Below are 18011 nucleotides of genomic sequence, written 5' to 3'. Positions count from 1 at the left end.
TGCCGGTACCACCGCTCGGGCCAGGTGCCAGGCCGAGGCAGCCCTTTTTTGAGGTTCACGTCTTCAAAAGAGCGTGAAAAAACGGGTTTTCACAACTTCACAAGAGTGTGGCGAGCAAATGAATAGTTTTGCGTCTGAACTGGCACCATTAGCCTCTACAACAGCCCGATTACACAGGTCCGAGCGCTCCTCGAGAGCTGAAGCTTGAAGCCTGTCCGCTGACGGATTTGGTTGCACTGGCGGATGTATCGACCATAAGTCGAATTGCCCCGAGGCTCCCCGAGATGCGTTCATATGCACCTTGAGGCCCGGTTGGTAGCGTCCGCAGAAGTTGCAAAGAATTGCGAAGACTCGGACATGGCAATCCTGGCCATGGGTAACCTGGGGCACCACGTGAATCGCCCCGTCACTCCTGGCAGCCATGCCGTCAATTTGGTGCTGCAGATTTTGGAGACGCGTTAATGGCGCATAACGAAGCAGTAGACGTTGTATTGGTCGGGGCCGGCATCATGAGTGCCACCCTCGCTGTACTGCTCAAGGAGCTCGACCCCGCGATCAAGCTGGAAGTCGTCGAGCTGATGGATTCGGGTGCCGCGGAGAGTTCCAACCCGTGGAACAACGCCGGTACCGGCCACGCTGGCCTCTGTGAGCTGAACTACACGCCACAGGCCGCCGATGGCAGCATCGATATCAAGAAAGCCGTGCACATCAACACCCAGTTCGAGGTGTCGAAGCAGTTCTGGTCCTACCTGACCCGCAAAGGCACCTTCGGCTCGTCCAGGTCCTTCATCAATCCGGTGCCGCACCTGAGCTTCGTCCAGGGCGACAAGGGTGTCGCCTACCTCAAGAAGCGCCATGAAGTGCTGAGCCAGCACCATGCCTTCGCGGACATGGAGTACACCGAGGACAAGGCCAAGATGGCCGAGTGGATGCCGCTGATGATGCCGGGCCGCCCGGCGGATGAAACCATCGCCGCCACCCGGGTCATCAACGGTACCGACGTCAACTTCGGCGCCCTGACCAACCAGTTGCTCAAGCACCTGACCAGCGCCCCCGACGCCCAGGTCAAGTACTGCAAGCGCGTCACCGGCCTCAAGCGCAACAAGGCCAACGGCTGGACCGTGAGCATCAAGGACGTCAACAGCGGCAACACCCGCGAAGTCGACGCCAAGTTCGTCTTCCTCGGCGCCGGCGGCGCGGCCCTGCCGTTGCTGCAGGCTTCGGGCATCGAGGAGAGCAAGGGCTTCGGCGGCTTCCCGGTCAGCGGCCAGTGGCTGCGCTGCGACAACCCGGAAGTGGTCAAGCACCACCAGGCCAAGGTCTACAGCCAGGCCGCCGTGGGTTCGCCACCGATGTCCGTACCGCACCTGGACACCCGCGTGGTCGATGGCAAGAAATCCCTGCTGTTCGGACCTTATGCCGGCTTCACTACCAAATTCCTCAAGCACGGTTCGTTCATGGACCTGCCGATGTCGGTTCGCGCCGGCAACATCGGCCCGATGCTGGCCGTGGCTCGCGACAACATGGACCTGACCAAGTACCTGGTCAGCGAAGTCATGCAGTCCATGGAGCAGCGCCTGGAATCCCTGCGTCGGTTCTATCCTGAAGCCAAGGCCGAGGACTGGCGCCTGGAAGTGGCCGGCCAGCGGGTGCAGATCATCAAGAAGGATCCGAAGAAAGGCGGCATCCTGCAGTTCGGCACCGAATTGGTGGCCGCCAAGGACGGTTCCCTGGCCGCCCTGCTGGGCGCCTCGCCTGGCGCCTCGGTGACCGTATCGATCATGCTGGAACTGATCGAACGCTGCTTCCCGGCCAAGACCAGCGGCGAATGGGCCGCCAAGCTCAAGGAAATCTTCCCGGCACGGGAAAAGGTCCTGGCTACCGACGCCGCGCTGTATCACAAGATCAACAGCGAGAACAATCTGCGCCTGGAGCTGGTGGAGCCAAGCAAGGAAACCGAAAGCTACGCTTGATCCGCGACCATGAAAAACGCCCCGTCCTTTGCAGGACGGGGCGTTTTTTTATGCCTGGCCAATAGCTTAGGCACACCGGACAAAGCGCAATCAGCCGCGGGCCTTGTCCATCAGTTCGATGTAGTCGGCGCCGTTGCGCTGGTCACGGATCAGCTCGACGAAGGTCTTGCCCTGCTCGTCCCGGCCGTCCAGGTCGTAACCGGCGGCGACGAAAAAGCCCAGGAAGCGCTCGAAGTCATCGATACGCAGGCCGCGATAGGCCTTGATCAGCTTGTGCAGGGACGGCGAGGTGGCATCGGCCGGTTCGAAATCGAGGAACAACTTGACCTGCTCATCACCGATCTCGTCACCAATCACTTGTTTCTTATCTTTACGCATCGCCGACTCCAGCTCGCAGACATTTCACAGGGCGGGCAGTTTACCTCCAGCCCGCCTCCAGCCTCAACGCGGACGCACGCTGCCGGTATGCAGGTCGGCCCAGATGTGGCCGTTGGCATAGCTGAGGAACTGGCAATACACGGTGTCGTTGCGCAGCAGGTCCATCACCGCCCGGTACTGGGCCAGCGGGTAATAGAGGGTCAGGGTTCGGCTCTGGGCATCGTATTGCGGTTTTTTCAGGCTTTTGCTTTCGCCATCGAAGTTGACCAATACCTGGCTGATGGTGGCGCCCTTGTTCAAGGGCTTGCCCTTGAGCCGCACCCAGACCGGCGAAGTTACCGGAATCGGCTGCTGGTTGGACTGGCGCTGGCTGCCGATGACCACCGAATATTCGGTGACCTGCAGCAGTTGCTGTTGTTCAGGCACCGCATCGCGCAGGGTCAGGTCGTCCGGCGGCAGGAACTGCCCATGCAAGGGCGCCGGGGCGGCCGCCAGGGGCAGGCTCAAGCTCAGAAGAAGGACTGCGCTACCGCGAATCAACAGGCTCATGACAGGCTCCAGGCAAGGGCCGAGCACTCTAGCACGGCTTTCCCCGGATATTGCAGCCACCGGGCGGCCATCAATGCCGAAGGCGGCGTTCCCCGGGGAAAGCGCCGCCTTCAGTGATTCACCCCCTGGCAGGATCGCGGGCGTCAGTCGAACTGCGCGCGCATCCAGGCCAGGTACTCGGCTACGCCGGGCTCGCCTTCGCGGGGCGCCCAGGTCGCTTGTTCGTTCGCATTCAACGCACGATAAGGCCCGGCCTTGCATTCGAACATCAGGCTATCGGGCTCCAGGGCCACCAGGCCATGGAACACCCCAGCCGGTATATCCACGCCAACGCAGTCGCCACCGGCCTGCAGCTCGCGCTTGTCCTGGAGCTGGCCGGCCTCGTCGAAGACCAACAGGCCCAGGCGGCCCTTGAGCACCAGCAAGGTCTCGGCTTTATCGGCACTCAGGTGGCGATGGGGCGGGATATAGGTCGAGGGCTGCAACCCCACCGCCAGGCGATGGCAGGGCTCTTCCATGGCGTGGAAGTTGTGGTGCTGGCGACCACGGGGGTTGGCCGCGGCCTTCTCTGCCAGGTCGCTGAACAACGCTTGATCGAGAAAGCTCGGCCCGGCCATGTCTTACAGGCCCTTCACGGCATAGATGCCGGCGGCGTTGCGCCAGTAGCCCTTGTAGTCCATGCCGTAGCCGAAGACATAACGGTCGACGCAGGGCAGGCCCATGTAGTCGGCCTTGAGGTCGGGACGGGCCTTGCGGTCATGATCCTTGTCGATCAGTACCGCGGTATGCACGGCGCGGGCGCCGGCATGGTGGCAGAAATCGATGATGGCGGTCAGGGTGTGCCCTTCGTCGAGGATGTCGTCGATGATCAGCACGTCGCGGTCGATGAAGGAGATTTCCGGCTTGGATTTCCAGAACAGCTCGCCACCGCTGGTTCCGTTGCGATACCGGGTCGCATGCAGATAGGAGGCTTCCAGGGGAAAACGCAAGTGCGTCAGCAACTTGCCAGCGAAGATCAGCCCGCCGTTCATGACACAGAACACCACCGGATTACGCTCAGCCAGTTCTTCAGTGATTTGTGCACCGATCCGGGCGATGGCCGCCTCGACTTCAGCTTCGGTGTACAGGCAGTCAGCCTCGCGCATGATTTGACGGATATGCTCGAGATCAGCGGACATGGCGCTCTCCAAGGGGGTGGCAGTTTCGGAAAAGCGGGCAAAGGTACGCATCCGGCCCCGCCAGATCAAGCGTTTCTGGACTAACGTACTTTATGTCTATAGGACATCAACCCCGGATAGATTAATCTAGGCCGTTTTTTTTGCCCGCCGCCGGAGCCTTTCCCTATGCCCATCCATGAGATCCGCCATCCGCTGATCCGTCATAAACTTGGCCTTATGCGCCGCGCAGACATTAGCACGAAGAATTTTCGCGAACTCGCTCAGGAAGTCGGCGCCCTGCTGACATACGAAGCCACCAAGGACCTGCCCCTGGAAAGCTATGAGATTCCAGGCTGGTGCGGCCCCGTCCAGGTGGAAAAGATCGCCGGCAAGAAAATTACCGTAGTGCCGATCCTGCGCGCCGGCATCGGCATGCTCGAAGGTGTGCTGAGCCTGATCCCGGGCGCCAAGGTCAGCGCCGTGGGCGTGGCCCGCAACGAGGAAACCCTGCAGGCCCACACCTACCTGGAAAAACTGGTACCGGAAATCGACGAGCGCCTGGCGATGATCATCGACCCGATGCTGGCGACCGGCAGCTCCATGGTCGCCACCATCGACCTGCTGAAGAAAGCCGGTTGCCGGGACATCCGCGCCATGGTCCTGGTGGCCGCTCCCGAAGGCATCGCCGTCGTCCAGCAGGCCCACCCGGACGTGACCATCTACACCGCGTCCATCGACCAGAAACTCAACGAGCATGGCTACATCATTCCTGGCCTGGGTGATGCCGGTGACAAGATCTTCGGCACCAAGCAGAAGGACTCCTGACCATGCAGGATGAGTTCAACGATCCGCTCTGGCGCCAGGTGTTGTCTGGCGCCCAGATGCTCTTCGTAGCCTTTGGCGCCTTGGTGTTGATGCCGCTGATCACCGGTCTTGACCCCAACGTGGCGCTGTTCACGGCGGGTCTTGGGACTCTGTTGTTCCAACTGGTCACCGGTCGCCAGGTACCGGTGTTCCTGGCTTCGAGCTTCGCCTTCATTACCCCGATCATCCTCGCCAAGGGCCAGTTCGGCCTGGCCGCGACCATGGGTGGGGTGATGGCGGCAGGCTTCGTCTATACCTTCCTCGGCCTGGCGGTGAAGATCAAAGGCACCGGTTTCATCGACCGCCTGCTGCCGCCAGTGGTCATCGGCCCGGTGATCATCTCCATCGGCCTGGCCATGGCTCCCATCGCCGCCAACATGGCCATGGGCAAGGCGGGCGATGGCAGCGAGCTGATCCATTACCAGACCGCCATGATGATCTCGATGCCGGCGCTGCTCACCACCCTGGTGGTGGCGGTGTTCGGCAAGGGGATCTTCCGCCTGGTACCGATCATTTCCGGGGTGCTGGTGGGCTTCGCCCTGTCGTTCTACTTCGGCGTGGTGGATACCGCCAAGATCGCCGCCGCCCCGTGGCTGGCGTTGCCGCATTTCACGGCACCGGAGTTCAACTGGCAGGCGATCCTGTTCATCGTTCCGGTGGCTCTGGCCCCGGCCATCGAGCATATCGGCGGGGTGATCGCGGTAGGTAGCGTGACCGGTCGCGACTACCTGAAGAAGCCCGGCCTGCACCGCACCTTGTTCGGTGACGGCATCGCCACCACCGCTGCCGGCCTGTTCGGCGGCCCGCCCAATACCACCTACGCCGAAGTGACCGGCGCGGTGATGCTGACCAAGAACTACAACCCGAAGATCATGACCTGGGCCGCGGTATTCGCCATTTCCCTGGCCTTCATCGGCAAGTTCGGCGCATTGCTGCAAAGCATCCCGGTACCGGTGATGGGCGGGATCCTCTGCCTGCTGTTCGGTTCGATCGCCGCCGTGGGCATGAACACCCTGATCCGCCATAGGATCGACCTGGGCGAGGCACGCAACCTGGTGATCGTCTCGGTGACCCTGGTATTCGGTATCGGCGGGATGCTGGTGGGTAGCGGTACCGGGCAGGACGACTTCGGCCTCAAGGGCATCGCCCTGTGCGCCATCGTCGCCATTGCCCTGAACCTGATACTGCCGGGCAACGACGGCTGGAAGAACAAGAAGTCCGACGACCCCCTGATCTGAAAACACTTTCGCCGACCGGCCCTGCAATCAACGAGGGCCGGGCCGGCGAAACCTTCTATAGCGCCAAGGGTGCCCGCAGGCACAAGGCGTTCAAGGCCTGAGCCCATTGCGGGTCGTCATTCAGGCACGGGACCAGCACCAGGTCCTCCCCCCCTGCAGCACGAAACTGCTCACGTCCACGATCACCGATCTCCTCCAGGGTCTCGATGCAATCGGCGACGAAGGCCGGGCACATCACCAGCAACTTCTTCACGCCCTGCTTCGCCAGCTCATCCAACCGAGCTTCGGTATAGGGCTCGATCCACTTGGCCCGCCCCAGGCGCGACTGGAACGACACCGACCATTGCTCGTCGGCCAGGCCCATTTGCCCGGCGAAGGCCTTGGCCGTGCGGAAACACTGGCCGCGATAACACTTGGCGAGCGCCTGCGGGGAGGCATCCTGGCAGCAGTCACCAGCGCCATCCAGGCTATGCCCCGGATTGAGCTTTTGCAGGTGCCGCTCGGGCAAGCCGTGGAAACTCAGCAGCAGGTGATCGAAGGGTTGCTCCAGGTGCGGTCTGACGCTGGCGACCAGGGCGTCGATGTACTCGGGTTCGTCGTAGAAAGGCTGCAATACATTGAGCTGCACATCCAGGCGGTGCTCGCGTATCACCCGCCGCGCCTCTTCGACCACCGTGGTCACGGTGCTGTCGGCGAACTGTGGATAAAGCGGCGCCAGGGTGATCTTGCGCTGCCCCTTGGCCGCCAATTTCAGCAGCGCCGATTCGATCGATGGCTCGCCGTAGCGCATCGCCAGTTCCACCGGCCCGCACTTCCATTGCTCGCTCATCACTCGCTGCAAGCGCTGGCTTATGACCACCAGCGGCGAACCGTCCTGCCACCAGATCGATTGGTAGGCATGGGCCGACTGGGCCGGACGCTTGATCAGGATCAGCGACACCAACAGGCGCCGCACCGGCCAGGGCAGGTCGATCACATAAGGGTCCATGAGGAACTGATTGAGGTAGCTGCGCACATCCGCCACGGAGGTGGAGGCCGGCGAACCGAGATTGACCAGAAGCAACGCGTGATCGGTCATGCAACGTCCTATTTCAATGGCGGCTGGACACATCGTCCAGGGCCGCGGGCAAATCGGTGAACTGGAAAGTGAAGCCCGCTTCCAGCAAGCGCGCGGGCACGGCACGTTGGCCTCCCAGCAGCAACAGCGACAACTCGCCCAGCGCCAGGCGCAGGACAAAGGCCGGTAGCGGCAGCAATGCGGGCCGGCGCAGGACTCGCCCCAGGGCGGTGGCGAACTCGCGGTTACGCACCGGCTGCGGCGCGCAGGCATTATAAGGACCTCGTGCCGCATCCTGATGCACAAGAAAATCAATCAGGGCGATTTGGTCATCGATGTGGATCCACGGCATCCACTGCCGCCCGTTGCCGATCGGCCCCCCCAGGCCCAGCTTGAACGGCAGCAGCAGGCGCGACAAAAAGCCGCCGTCGGCGGACAGCACCAGGCCGGTGCGCACCAGCACCACGCGCACACCCATGGCTTCTGCACGCTGGGCGGTTTCTTCCCAGGCGATGCACAGCTGGCTGGCAAAATCCTCGCTGACCGGCGGAGAGTCCTCGGCCAGCTCCCGTTCTCCACCGTCGCCATACCACCCCACCGCAGACCCGGAGACCAGCACCCGGGGCTTGTGCTCGCGGCTCTCGATCCAGGTCAGCAGGGTTTCGGTAAGGGTGATGCGGCTGGCCCACAGCAGCGCCTTGCGCTTATGGGTCCAGGGACGATCGGCTATGGGCGCGCCGGCCAGGTTGATCACCGCATCCAGCGGCGCCTGGTCCAGCTCTTGCAAAGATTTGACTGCCCGTACCTGGGGACCGCACAAGGCGGCAACTTTATCGGGCTGGCGGCTCCATACACTCAACTGGTGCCCCTGGGCCAGCCAATGGCGACATAACGCCCGCCCGATCAAACCAGTACCGCCGGTCAGCAAGATATGCATGACGTGTTCCTCGCGTGGCGTTTTACCCGAATCCCTAGTCTATTTTTATAAGCAGGGATCTTTTCAATCGGGCAGGCTGCGTTTTAACGATAGACAACCTGCACAACCGATGACGCCGAAAGCTATACCAAAGAACAACATTGTACAGGTTTTGGCAGCGGCGTAGTCTGTACCAAAAGGTAAACGAGGCCCCTATGACAGTACCCATTGCAATCATTGGTACCGGCATCGCCGGACTCTCCGCCGCCCAGGCGCTTCGAGACGCCGGGCACTGCGTCCAACTCTTCGACAAAAGCCATGGCAGCGGTGGCCGCATGGCGAGCAAGCGCAGCGACGCCGGTAGCCTGGACCTGGGAGCCCAGTACTTCACCGCCCGCGATCGCCGCTTCGTCACCGAGGTCCAGCGCTGGCAGGCCAAAGGCTGGGTCGCCGAATGGACACCACAGCTCTACAACTCCCATGCCGGCCAGCTCAGCCCTTCCCCCGACGAGCAAACCCGCTGGGTTGGCACGCCGCGCATGAGCGCCATCACTCGCGCCCTGATCGGCGACCTCGAAGTGCACTTCGCCTGCCGTATCACCGAAGTCTTTCGCGGCGAGCGGCACTGGCACCTGCAGGATGCCGAAGGCTCCAACCATGGCCCGTTCAGCCATGTGATCATCGCCACCCCGGCGCCACAGGCCACCGCCCTGCTGGCCGCCGCGCCGAAGCTGGCGGCAGTCGCCGCCGGAGTGAAGATGGATCCGACCTGGGCCGTCGCCCTGGCCTTCGAAACACCCCTGGAAACCCCGATGCAGGGCTGTTTCGTCCAGGACAGCCCACTGGACTGGCTGGCCCGCAATCGCAGCAAGCCCGGACGTGATAGCCACCTCGACACCTGGGTCCTGCACGCTTCCAGCACCTGGAGTCGACAACACATCGACCTGCCCAAGGAGGCCGTGATCGAGCAGCTGCATGGCGCGTTCGCCGAGTTGCTGCACAGCGTCATGCCCGCCCCCGCCTTCAGCCTGGCGCATCGCTGGCTCTATGCCCGGCCTGCTACCAGTCACGAGTGGGGTGCCCTGGCCGACGCCGACCTGGGCCTGTACGCCTGCGGCGACTGGTGCCTGTCCGGGCGTGTCGAAGGCGCCTGGCTAAGTGGCCAGGAAGCTGCTCGCAGGCTGCACGCGAACCTGCAGTGAACCGGCTCGACCCGCGTAAATTGCTGCTGTCGAAATGGACAGCAGCCCACCCGCAACATCGCGAGAAGCATTTTCTCGTCACCGAACTGTTCTGCAACGAAGAAGGCCGTGTGCTGGAAGTCCAGCGGCAGGCAGTGCTCAGCTGCCGCAACCAGCGCCTGGATTGGCAAGCCCTGAAGGACGACCGCCAATGGCGGATGGGCTGGCATTGAACGCAGCGAGTAGCCGCCAATACTTGTACAAATAATTTGACTCGTACAACTTTAAACCTATGATGGAAAAAGTTGTACACGTCTCGTTTCATGTACAGGTATCCGGAGGCCGAACCATGACCGCCAAGCCGAAAATCGCCATCAGCGCCTGCCTGGCCGGCGCCGAAGTCCGCTACAACGGCGGCCACAAGGAATCCCGCCTGTGCAGCCGGGTACTCGCCGAGCACTTCGAGCTGGTGCCGCTTTGCCCGGAGGTCGCCATCGGCCTGGGCATCCCTCGCGAACCGATCCGACTGGTGCAGGGCAACGACCAGCCACGGGCCATCGGGACCCTGGACCAAGCCCTGGATGTCACCCGCCCCCTACAGGACTACGCCGAACGGATGGCCGCCGAAATGACCGACCTGTGCGGCTACATCTTCATGCAGGATTCACCCTCCTGCGGACTGGAACGGGTCAAGGTCTACCAGGGCAGCGGGCCTCATCATCGGCGCGATGGCCGTGGTGTATATGCGCGGGTTTTCTGCGAGCGACACCCTGACCTGCCAATGGAAGAAGCCGGACGCCTCAACGATCCGGTGTTGCGGGAAAACTTCCTGGCCCGGGTCTATGTCTACCGCGACTGGCGGGCCCTGCTCGAGCAAGGCCTGACCCGCCGCGCCCTCACCGAATTCCATGCCCGCTGCAAATACCTGCTGATGGCCCATCACCCGGTGCAGTACAAGGTCCTCGGCCACCTGCTGGGCAGCATGGGCAGGCAGGATGCGGCACAGGTCGGCCCACGCTATTTCAGCCAATTGATGAACGCCCTGAGGCAATGCGCTACCCGAGGTACCCACAGCAATGTGCTACAGCACCTGAGCGGTTATTTCCGGCAGGCCATCAGCGCCGAAGACAAGCAGGAAATGCAGCACCTCATCGGCCAGTATCGCCAGGGCATCGTGCCCCTGGTGGTACCCCTGACTTTGCTCAAGCATCACTTGCGCCGACACCCCGATCCCTATATCGAGCGGCAGCTGTACCTGCAGCCGCACCCGGAAAACCTCAGCCTGCGCAACGCGATCTGACCCATGGAACCCAATCTCTTGCCCGCCACGGTCCCCCAAGACAGCCCGGACCAGGAGTGGTTGCCGATCCGCGAGATCGCCCGGCTGACCGGCGTCAATGCAGTCACCTTGCGCGCCTGGGAGCGGCGCTACGGACTGATCGTGCCCCACCGCACGCCCAAGGGGCACCGCCTGTACACCCGGGAACAGGTGCAACAGGTGCTGACCATCCTGACCTGGCTCAACCGTGGCGTCGCGGTCAGCCAGGTCAGGCACCTGCTCGAAAGCGCCCCGGCGTTCAGCGTCCCGGCGCAAAACGATTGGCAACGGCTGCGCCAGGTACTCAGGCAAGCCATCAGCCAACTGGCCGAGCGCAAGGTCGACGATGCCTTCAACCAAGCCATGGCCCTGTATCCACCGCGCACCTTGTGCGAGCAGCTGTTGATGCCGCTGCTGGCGGAACTGGAACAGCATTGGCAAGGGCAAGTCGGCAGCCAGTCCGAGCAGGTGTTCTTCTATTCATGGCTGCGCAGCAAGCTCGGCGCCCGGATCTACCACAACAACCGCCAGGTGCAAGGCGCGCCGCTGTTGCTGGTCAATCAGTCGGACCTGCCCCTGGAGCCCCATCTGTGGCTCACCGCCTGGCTGGCCAGCAGCGCCGACTGCCCGGTAGAGGTCTTCGACTGGCCCCTGCCCGGAGGCGAACTGGCCCTGGCCACCGAGCGCCTGCAAGCCCGGGGCCTGCTGCTGTACTCCAGCAAGGCACTCAACCCCGCCCAACTGCCACGGCTGCTGGGCGGCATCGCCTGCAAAAAATTCATCGCCGGACCCACGGTGTGCATCCATCCCGCCGAGTGGTCCGTATGTATCACTGAAATCGCCGATCTGTACCTGGCCCAAGACCCGATTGCGGCCTACCAGGTACTGCTCGAGCGAGGACTTTTCTGATCCGGAAACCGACATGCAATTGATCTGGCTGCGCAGCGATCTGCGCCTACACGACAACACCGCCCTGAGCGCCGCCGCCCAGCGGGGCCCGACCGTGGCGGTGTACCTGCTGAGCCCGGAGCAGTGGCAGGCCCATGATGATGCGCCCTGCAAGATCGATTTCTGGCTGCGCAACCTGCAATCGCTGAGTACCGCCCTGGGCCAGCTGAACATCCCGCTCTTGATTCGCAGCGCCGCCACCTGGGACCAGGCGCCCCAGACCCTGCTGGACCTGTGCCGGCAACTGCAGATACGCATGCTGCACTTCAACCAGGAATACGGCATCCACGAAAGCCGTCGCGATGCAGCGGTGACAAGGGTTCTGGAAGATGCCGGTGTCGGCGTCCAAGGCCACTTCGATCAACTGCTGTTCAAGCCCGGTAGTGTGCTGACCAAGAGCGGCGGCTACTTCCAGGTCTTCAGCCAGTTCCGCAAGGTCTGCTACAGCCGCCTGCACACCGCGCTGCCCGTGCTGGTGAGCGCGCCCAGGGCGCAGATGCCGCTGTCGATCAGTGCCGATCCGCTGCCAGGCCAGATCGAGGGCTTCCCCACCCCGAAGCCCGCCTTGCGCGAACTGTGGCCCGCCGGCGAAGACGAAGCGCAAGCGCGCCTGGAGCGGTTCGCCGATGAACAGATCCACTACTACCAGGGCGAACGCGACTTTCCGGCCAAGCCCGGCACCAGCCAGCTGTCGCCCTACCTCGCCGCCGGCGTGATCTCGCCCCGCCAATGCCTGCACGCCGCCTTGCGCAGCAACCAGGGCGAGTTCGAAAGCGGCAACCCCGGGGCCGTCACCTGGATCAACGAGTTGCTGTGGCGCGATTTCTACAAGCACATCCTGGCGGGCTACCCACGGGTATCCCGGCACCGCGCCTTCCGACCGGAAACCGAAGCCGTGAAATGGCGCGACGCTCCCGAGGAACTGGCGGCCTGGCAAGAAGCCCGCACCGGCCTGCCGATCATCGATGCCGCCATGCGCCAGTTGCTGGAGACCGGCTGGATGCACAACCGCCTGCGCATGGTGGTGGCGATGTTCCTGACCAAGAACCTGTTGATCGATTGGCGCGAAGGCGAGCGGTTCTTCATGCGTCACCTGATCGACGGCGACCTGGCGGCCAACAACGGCGGCTGGCAGTGGAGCGCCTCCACCGGAACCGATGCGGCGCCCTACTTCCGCATCTTCAACCCGGTGAGCCAATCGCAGAAATTCGACAGCGAGGGGCGCTTCATCAAGCACTGGCTGCCACAACTGGCCGGGCTGAACAAGAAAGATATCCACAACCCGGCGGCCCTGGGCGGGCTGTTCGGCGTCGCCGACTACCCGGCGCCGATTGTGGATCTGCCACGGTCCCGGGAACGGGCCCTGGCGGCGTTCAAGGCACTGCCCTCGCGGCTGGATGCGGGAGCCGGCGATGAGTGACTTCCTCGACCACTTCGCCCGGGAGTTCGCCACCCTGGACGCCCACAACCTCGATCGCCTGGGCCAGCTCTACAGCGATGACATCCAGTTCACCGACCCTCTGCACGAGGTTCATGGACTGGCCCCTTTGCGCGACTACTTCGCCCAGCTGTACGCCAACGTCCGCGAACTGCGCTTCGACTTCCACGGCAGCGACCAGTGCGCCGAAGGCCAGGGCTACCTGCGCTGGACCATGAGCTATCGCCACCCACGCCTCAACGGCGGCGGCCTGATCCAGGTGGCCGGCTGTTCACACCTGCAATGGCGCGACGCTTTGGTCTATCGCCACCGCGACTATTTCGACGCGGGAGCCCTGCTCTACGAACACCTGCCACTGATCGGGGCAGTGATCGCCTGGTTGAAAAGGAGGCTCGGATGAACCCGGCCATGCCCAGGCGGATCTGGCTCACCGGCGCCAGCAGCGGCATCGGCGCGGCACTGGCCGAAGAGCTGCTCGGGGCTGGTGCCCAGGTGGCGCTCAGTGCCCGCTCGCGCGAGCCGCTGGAAGCCCTGGCCCAGCGCTACCCGGGCCGGGTGCTGGTGGTGCCGGGCGACCTTGGCGACGCCTTGCAGGTGCGCGAGATCGGCAAGCGCATCGCCCAGGCCTGGGGCGCTCTGGACAGCGTGATCCTCAATGCCGGGACCTGCGAGTACATCGAGGTGCAGCAATTCGACTCAGCGCTGATCGAACGGGTGCTGAGTACCAACCTGCTGGCCGCAGGCTATTGCATCGAAGCCGCATTGCCGTTGTTGCGCGCCGGCAATCGCCCGCACCTGGTGGGTGTAGCCAGCTCCGTGACTTACCTGGCACTGCCCCGGGCCGGTGCCTACGGCGCCTCCAAGGCAGCGCTGCGCTACCTGCTGCAATCGCTGCGCATCGACCTGGTTGCCGAAGGCATCGATGTGACCCTGGTCAGCCCGGGCTTTGTCGACACGCCGCTGACCGCACGCAACGACTTCGCCATGCCCATGCGCTGGAGCGCCCGGAAGGCCGCTCGGCATATCCACCAGCGCCTGCCCCGCCGGGATCTGGAAATCGCGTTCCCCGCACCGTTCATCTTCGGCCTCAAGCTGCTTTCCTGGCTGCCCGGCCGCCTGCAACTGGCCCTCGCCAAACGCCTGGCCCGTACGGGGAATGCCCCATGAAAATCGCCATCATCGGCAGCGGCATCGCCGGCCTGACCTGCGCCTACCTCCTGAACCGGCGCCATGACATCCAGGTCTACGAAGCCGGCAGCTGGATCGGCGGGCACACCCATACCGTGCAGGTATGCCTCAATGGCGAAACCCAGGCCGTGGACACCGGCTTCATCGTCTTCAACGACTGGACCTACCCCCATTTCATCCGCCTGCTGGGGCAGATCGGCGTCAAGTTCAAAGCCACCGAAATGAGCTTCTCGGTATGCGATCCGGCCACGGGCCTGGAGTACAACGGCAACAACCTCAACAGCCTGTTCGCCCAGCGGCGCAATCTGCTGTCGCCGGGGTTCTGGGGCATGCTGCGAGACATCCTGCGCTTCAACCAACACGCGCAGCTCGACCTGCAAAACCAGCGGATCACAGCCTCGACCACCCTCGGGGACTACCTGAAGAGCCAGGGCTACGGCGAGCGCTTCATCCAGCACTACATCGTGCCCATGGGCTCGGCGATCTGGTCGATGTCACGGGGGCAGATGCTCGGTTTCCCCCTGCAGTTCTTTGTCCGCTTCTTCAAGAACCACGGCTTGCTGTCGGTGAGCAATCGCCCCCAGTGGTACGTGATCGAAGGCGGCTCAAGCCGCTACATCGAACCACTGACGGCCTCGTTTCGCGAACGCATCCGCCTGGACTGTCCAGTGCAGCGGGTCGAGCGCGACGAACTCGGCGTGGTCATCCACAGCGCCGCCGGCAGCGAGCGCTTCGACAAGGTGGTGTTCGCCTGCCACAGCGACCAGGCCCTGCGGCTGCTGGCCAGCCCTAGCCACGCCGAACAGGAGATCCTCCAGGCGCTGCCCTACGCCGACAACGATGTGGTGCTGCACACCGATACCCGACTGCTACCGCGCCGTCGCCTGGCCTGGGCCAGCTGGAACTACCGCCTCGCTGCCAGCGCCGGGAAAGCCGCTGCCGTGACCTACGACATGAACATTCTCCAGGGCCTGCAGAGCAGCACCACCTTCTGCGTCAGCCTCAACCAGAGTGCGGCCATCGATCCGTCGAAGATCCTCGCCCGCTACACCTACGCCCATCCGCAATACAGCCTGGAGGCGGTGGCCGCACAAGCGCGCTGGAGCGAACTGCAAGGCGCCCGGCACAGCTTCTACTGCGGCGCCTACTGGGCCAACGGTTTCCATGAGGATGGCGTGGTCAGCGCCCTGCGAGTGGTCCAGTCCTTCGGGGAGCAACTGTGAACAGCGCCCTGTACAGCGGCTGGATCAGCCACCGGCGCTTCGCCCCCAAGGGCCACGCCTTCCGCTACCGGATCGGCCTGTTGTACCTGGACCTGGAGGAACAGGACGCGGTACTGGGCCTCTCGCCCCTGGCTGGCCGGAGCCGCTTCGCGCCCTTCGCCTTTCGTCAAGGCGACTACTTGCCGGCCTTCACCGGCCAGGGCATGGACCTGATCGACGCCGTACGCCAGCAGGTGGCCGAGGCCATCGGCCATGCACCGGCTGGCGCGGTGCGACTGCTGACCCAGGTGCGCAGCTGGGGCCTGGCCTTCAACCCGGTGAGCTTCTTCTACTGCTACGAGGCCGATGGGCAACTGGCGGCGATTCTCTGCGAGGTCACCAACACCCCCTGGCGCGAGCGCTTTCACTATGTGCTGCCGGCCAGCCCGCACAACGCACAGTCCCCGGAGCATCAGCATTTCGCCGTGGCCAAGGCCTTTCACGTGTCGCCGTTCCTGCCCCGGGATCTGGAGTACCGCATGAGCTTCAGCCCTCCGGGCGAACGCCTGGGCGTGCACATGGCCGACTGGCAGGGTGAGCTCAAGTTGTTCGACGCCACGCTCAACCTGCAACGCCAGGCCCTGGATCGCCGCAGCCTGCACCAGTATCTGCGGCGCTTTCCGTGGATGACCGCCAAGACTTGCCTGGCGATCTACTGGCAGGCCTTGCTCCTGGCTGCCAAGGGCCTGCGTTTTTTTCCCCATCAGGCCGCCGTTGGCGCCTTTCGCACAGCCGCCGTACCACCCAAGGATCGCCGCCATGAAATCCTCTAGCGTCTCGGCCAAAACCAATCTGATCAGCACTCACGGCCTCACTGCCAACCTGTTGCGCCGTGGCGTGCTGCGGCAACTGGCGCAACTCCGGCACGGCCAACTGGTGATCCACGAAAACGGCGAGCGACGGGTGTTCGGCAGCAGCGGCGGCGCCCTGCTGGGGGAGATCCACGTCCATGACAGCAGCGTCTGGGGCTTGGTGGCCAGCAGTGGCTCCATCGGCGCCGGCGAAGCCTTCATCCATGGCTACTGGAGCACCCCGGACCTGACAGCGGTCATCCGCGTGTTCGTCAGCAACCTGGAAGTGCTGGACGCCATGGAAGGCGGCCTGGCCAGGCTCGGCCGGCCGCTGGTTCGCGGCCTGCACTGGCTCAACCGCAACACCCGCAAGGGCGCACAGAAAAACATCGCCGCCCACTACGACCTGGGCAATGAACTGTTCGAGCAGTTCCTGGACCCCACCATGATGTATTCCGCCGCGCAGTTTCGCAGCGCCGAGGACAGCCTGGAGCAGGCCCAGTTGAACAAGCTGCAGCGCATCTGCCAGAAGCTCGCGCTCACCCCCGAGGACCACCTGCTGGAAATCGGCACCGGCTGGGGCAGCATGGCCCTGTATGCCGCGCAGCACTATGGCTGCCGGGTCACCACCACGACCCTGTCCAGGGAACAGTTCGCCTACACCCGGCAGCGGATCGACGCCGCGGGCTTGCAGGACCGGGTGACCCTGCTGCTGGAGGATTACCGCGACCTGCGCGGCCAGTACGACAAGCTGGTGTCGATCGAGATGATCGAAGCCGTGGGCCACCGCTTCCTGCCCACTTACTTCAAGCAGTGCGCACGCTTGCTCAAGAGCAACGGCCTGATGCTGCTGCAGGCCATCACCATTCGCGACCAACGCTACGAGCAGGCGAAGAACGGCGTGGACTTCATCCAGCGCTACATCTTCCCCGGCGGGGCCCTGCCCTGTGTGCAGAAAATGCTCGAGGTGGTCAGTCGCGACACCGACATGAACCTGCTGCACATGGAAGACTTCGGTCTGCACTACGCCCGGACCTTGCGCCTGTGGCACGAGAACTTCCGCCGCGCCCACGGCCGCCTGGGCGAACTGGGCTACGACCCCTATTTCCTGCGGCTCTGGGAGTTCTACCTGTGCTACTGCGAAGGCGGCTTCCTGGAACGCACCATCGGCACCGCGCAACTGCTGCTGGCCAAACCCGCCGCGGCGCCACAACCCCTGCTGGGGCGCCTCGATGCCTAGGCAACTGCTCAATGCCCTGCTGTTCCAGCTGGGCTGGTTCATCTGCGTGCTCAGTGGCGACAGCCTGTGGCTATTGCTTGGAGTGGTGATCGTACTGGCGCACTTTCGCTGGGTCGGCCGCTGGAACGACGAAGGTCCGATGATGCTCGGCATTGCGCTGATTGGCATCACCCTGGACAGCTTCCTGAATTGGCTCGGGGTGTTTCAGTTCCAGCAAGTCAGTCTATTGATTCCCTTCTGGCTGATGCTGCTCTGGGTCCTTCTGGCCAGCACCTTGCGCCACGGCCTGGCCTGGAGTGCCCGCCCCTGGTGGCGGGCCTGCCTGCTTGGAGCGCTGGCAGGCCCGCTGTCCTACTACGCCGGGGGCCGACTGGCCGGCGTGAGCTTTCCCTACGGAACAGGGCCAACCCTGGTCGGGCTGGGAGTGCTCTGGGCCCTGCTGTTGCCACTGCTGCACGTGTTGGCGCAAGCGGCCCTCGAGGATCCGCCACTGGCCACTGAAGGTTGAGCGTC

20 protein-coding genes are annotated in these 18011 nt (G+C 63.7%); 14 read left to right on the top strand and 6 right to left on the bottom strand.

The annotated features are described in order from the left end of the window. The first annotated feature begins 461 nt into the window (after positions 1–461). Positions 462–1973 carry a malate dehydrogenase (quinone) gene (mqo, locus tag GDH07_RS17250; protein ID WP_053132011.1) on the top strand — a complete coding sequence of 504 codons (1512 nt, stop codon included), beginning with the start codon at positions 462–464 and terminating at the stop codon, positions 1971–1973. Positions 1974–2063: 90 nt separating this feature from the next. Here mqo and GDH07_RS17245 read toward each other — a convergent pair whose 3' ends face one another. The 4 genes from GDH07_RS17245 to GDH07_RS17230 form a co-directional block, all read right to left on the bottom strand. Beyond that, positions 2064–2351 carry a PA4642 family protein gene (locus GDH07_RS17245; protein ID WP_022640869.1) on the bottom strand — a complete coding sequence of 96 codons (288 nt, stop codon included), beginning with the start codon at positions 2349–2351 and terminating at the stop codon, positions 2064–2066. Positions 2352–2414: 63 nt separating this feature from the next. Further along, on the bottom strand, positions 2415–2900 hold the full coding sequence (locus GDH07_RS17240; protein WP_053132015.1) for a hypothetical protein: 486 nt from the start codon (positions 2898–2900) through the stop codon (positions 2415–2417). 143 nt (positions 2901–3043) lie between these two features. Next, positions 3044–3517, bottom strand: coding sequence for a WbuC family cupin fold metalloprotein (locus GDH07_RS17235; protein WP_152898374.1), 474 nt, complete (start codon positions 3515–3517; stop codon positions 3044–3046). 3 nt (positions 3518–3520) lie between these two features. Continuing rightward, complete coding sequence (locus GDH07_RS17230; RefSeq protein WP_152898373.1) at positions 3521–4078, bottom strand: hypoxanthine-guanine phosphoribosyltransferase; 558 nt, start codon at positions 4076–4078, stop codon at positions 3521–3523. 165 nt (positions 4079–4243) lie between these two features. On the opposite strand from GDH07_RS17230, the gene upp reads away from it, so the two are divergent. Together upp and GDH07_RS17220 are read left to right on the top strand one after the other, a co-directional pair. Continuing rightward, complete coding sequence (upp, locus tag GDH07_RS17225; RefSeq protein ID WP_022640873.1) at positions 4244–4882, top strand: uracil phosphoribosyltransferase; 639 nt, start codon at positions 4244–4246, stop codon at positions 4880–4882. 2 nt (positions 4883–4884) lie between these two features. Further along, a complete protein-coding gene (locus GDH07_RS17220) occupies positions 4885–6159 on the top strand; it encodes a uracil-xanthine permease family protein (protein WP_022640874.1) in 1275 nt (424 codons plus the stop codon). Positions 6160–6214: 55 nt separating this feature from the next. Here the strand turns inward: GDH07_RS17220 and hemH are convergent, their stop codons facing one another. Beyond that, positions 6215–7237, bottom strand: a complete 1023-nt coding sequence (gene hemH / locus GDH07_RS17215; protein WP_152898372.1) for a ferrochelatase — start codon at positions 7235–7237, stop codon at positions 6215–6217. Between the two features lie 13 nt (positions 7238–7250). Then, a complete protein-coding gene (locus GDH07_RS17210; RefSeq protein ID WP_053132024.1) occupies positions 7251–8153 on the bottom strand; it encodes a TIGR01777 family oxidoreductase in 903 nt (300 codons plus the stop codon). A gap of 194 nt (positions 8154–8347) precedes the next feature. On the opposite strand from GDH07_RS17210, the gene GDH07_RS17205 reads away from it, so the two are divergent. The 11 genes from GDH07_RS17205 to GDH07_RS17155 all read left to right on the top strand — a co-directional run bounded on the left by GDH07_RS17205 (position 8348) and on the right by GDH07_RS17155 (position 18006). Next, positions 8348–9334: an NAD(P)/FAD-dependent oxidoreductase gene (locus GDH07_RS17205; protein ID WP_022640877.1), complete on the top strand. Its 987-nt coding sequence runs from the start codon at positions 8348–8350 to the stop codon at positions 9332–9334. Continuing rightward, positions 9331–9546: a TIGR02450 family Trp-rich protein gene (locus GDH07_RS17200; RefSeq protein ID WP_343038275.1), complete on the top strand. Its 216-nt coding sequence runs from the start codon at positions 9331–9333 to the stop codon at positions 9544–9546. The genes GDH07_RS17205 and GDH07_RS17200 overlap by 4 nt, the downstream gene beginning before the upstream one ends. Before the next feature lie 116 nt (positions 9547–9662). Next, positions 9663–10613, top strand: a complete 951-nt coding sequence (locus GDH07_RS17195; protein WP_152898371.1) for a YbgA family protein — start codon at positions 9663–9665, stop codon at positions 10611–10613. 3 nt (positions 10614–10616) lie between these two features. Further along, on the top strand, positions 10617–11540 hold the full coding sequence (locus GDH07_RS17190) for a MerR family transcriptional regulator (RefSeq protein WP_152898370.1): 924 nt from the start codon (positions 10617–10619) through the stop codon (positions 11538–11540). 13 nt (positions 11541–11553) lie between these two features. Then, positions 11554–12999 (top strand): deoxyribodipyrimidine photo-lyase, encoded by a 1446-nt coding sequence (gene phrB, locus GDH07_RS17185; RefSeq protein WP_152898369.1) that lies wholly within the window; start codon positions 11554–11556, stop codon positions 12997–12999. Next, positions 12992–13417: a nuclear transport factor 2 family protein gene (locus GDH07_RS17180; RefSeq protein ID WP_022640882.1), complete on the top strand. Its 426-nt coding sequence runs from the start codon at positions 12992–12994 to the stop codon at positions 13415–13417. Before phrB ends, GDH07_RS17180 begins: the two co-directional genes overlap by 8 nt. Then, positions 13414–14184: an SDR family NAD(P)-dependent oxidoreductase gene (locus tag GDH07_RS17175; RefSeq protein ID WP_152898368.1), complete on the top strand. Its 771-nt coding sequence runs from the start codon at positions 13414–13416 to the stop codon at positions 14182–14184. The genes GDH07_RS17180 and GDH07_RS17175 overlap by 4 nt, the downstream gene beginning before the upstream one ends. Continuing rightward, positions 14181–15428 carry an NAD(P)/FAD-dependent oxidoreductase gene (locus tag GDH07_RS17170; protein WP_152898367.1) on the top strand — a complete coding sequence of 416 codons (1248 nt, stop codon included), beginning with the start codon at positions 14181–14183 and terminating at the stop codon, positions 15426–15428. The genes GDH07_RS17175 and GDH07_RS17170 overlap by 4 nt, the downstream gene beginning before the upstream one ends. Then, positions 15425–16240 carry a DUF1365 domain-containing protein gene (locus GDH07_RS17165; RefSeq protein ID WP_022640885.1) on the top strand — a complete coding sequence of 272 codons (816 nt, stop codon included), beginning with the start codon at positions 15425–15427 and terminating at the stop codon, positions 16238–16240. Before GDH07_RS17170 ends, GDH07_RS17165 begins: the two co-directional genes overlap by 4 nt. Continuing rightward, a complete protein-coding gene (locus GDH07_RS17160) occupies positions 16227–17498 on the top strand; it encodes an SAM-dependent methyltransferase (RefSeq protein WP_152898366.1) in 1272 nt (423 codons plus the stop codon). Before GDH07_RS17165 ends, GDH07_RS17160 begins: the two co-directional genes overlap by 14 nt. Continuing rightward, on the top strand, positions 17491–18006 hold the full coding sequence (locus tag GDH07_RS17155) for a DUF2878 domain-containing protein (RefSeq protein ID WP_152898365.1): 516 nt from the start codon (positions 17491–17493) through the stop codon (positions 18004–18006). The genes GDH07_RS17160 and GDH07_RS17155 overlap by 8 nt, the downstream gene beginning before the upstream one ends. Positions 18007–18011: the final 5 nt, after the last annotated feature.

This window comes from Pseudomonas piscis, assembly GCF_009380155.1.
In the GTDB taxonomy this organism is placed as follows: Bacteria; Pseudomonadota; Gammaproteobacteria; order Pseudomonadales; family Pseudomonadaceae; genus Aquipseudomonas; species Aquipseudomonas piscis.
The sequence above is the reverse complement of the archived record's forward strand: the minus strand, read 5'-3'. Positions and strand labels throughout refer to the sequence as shown.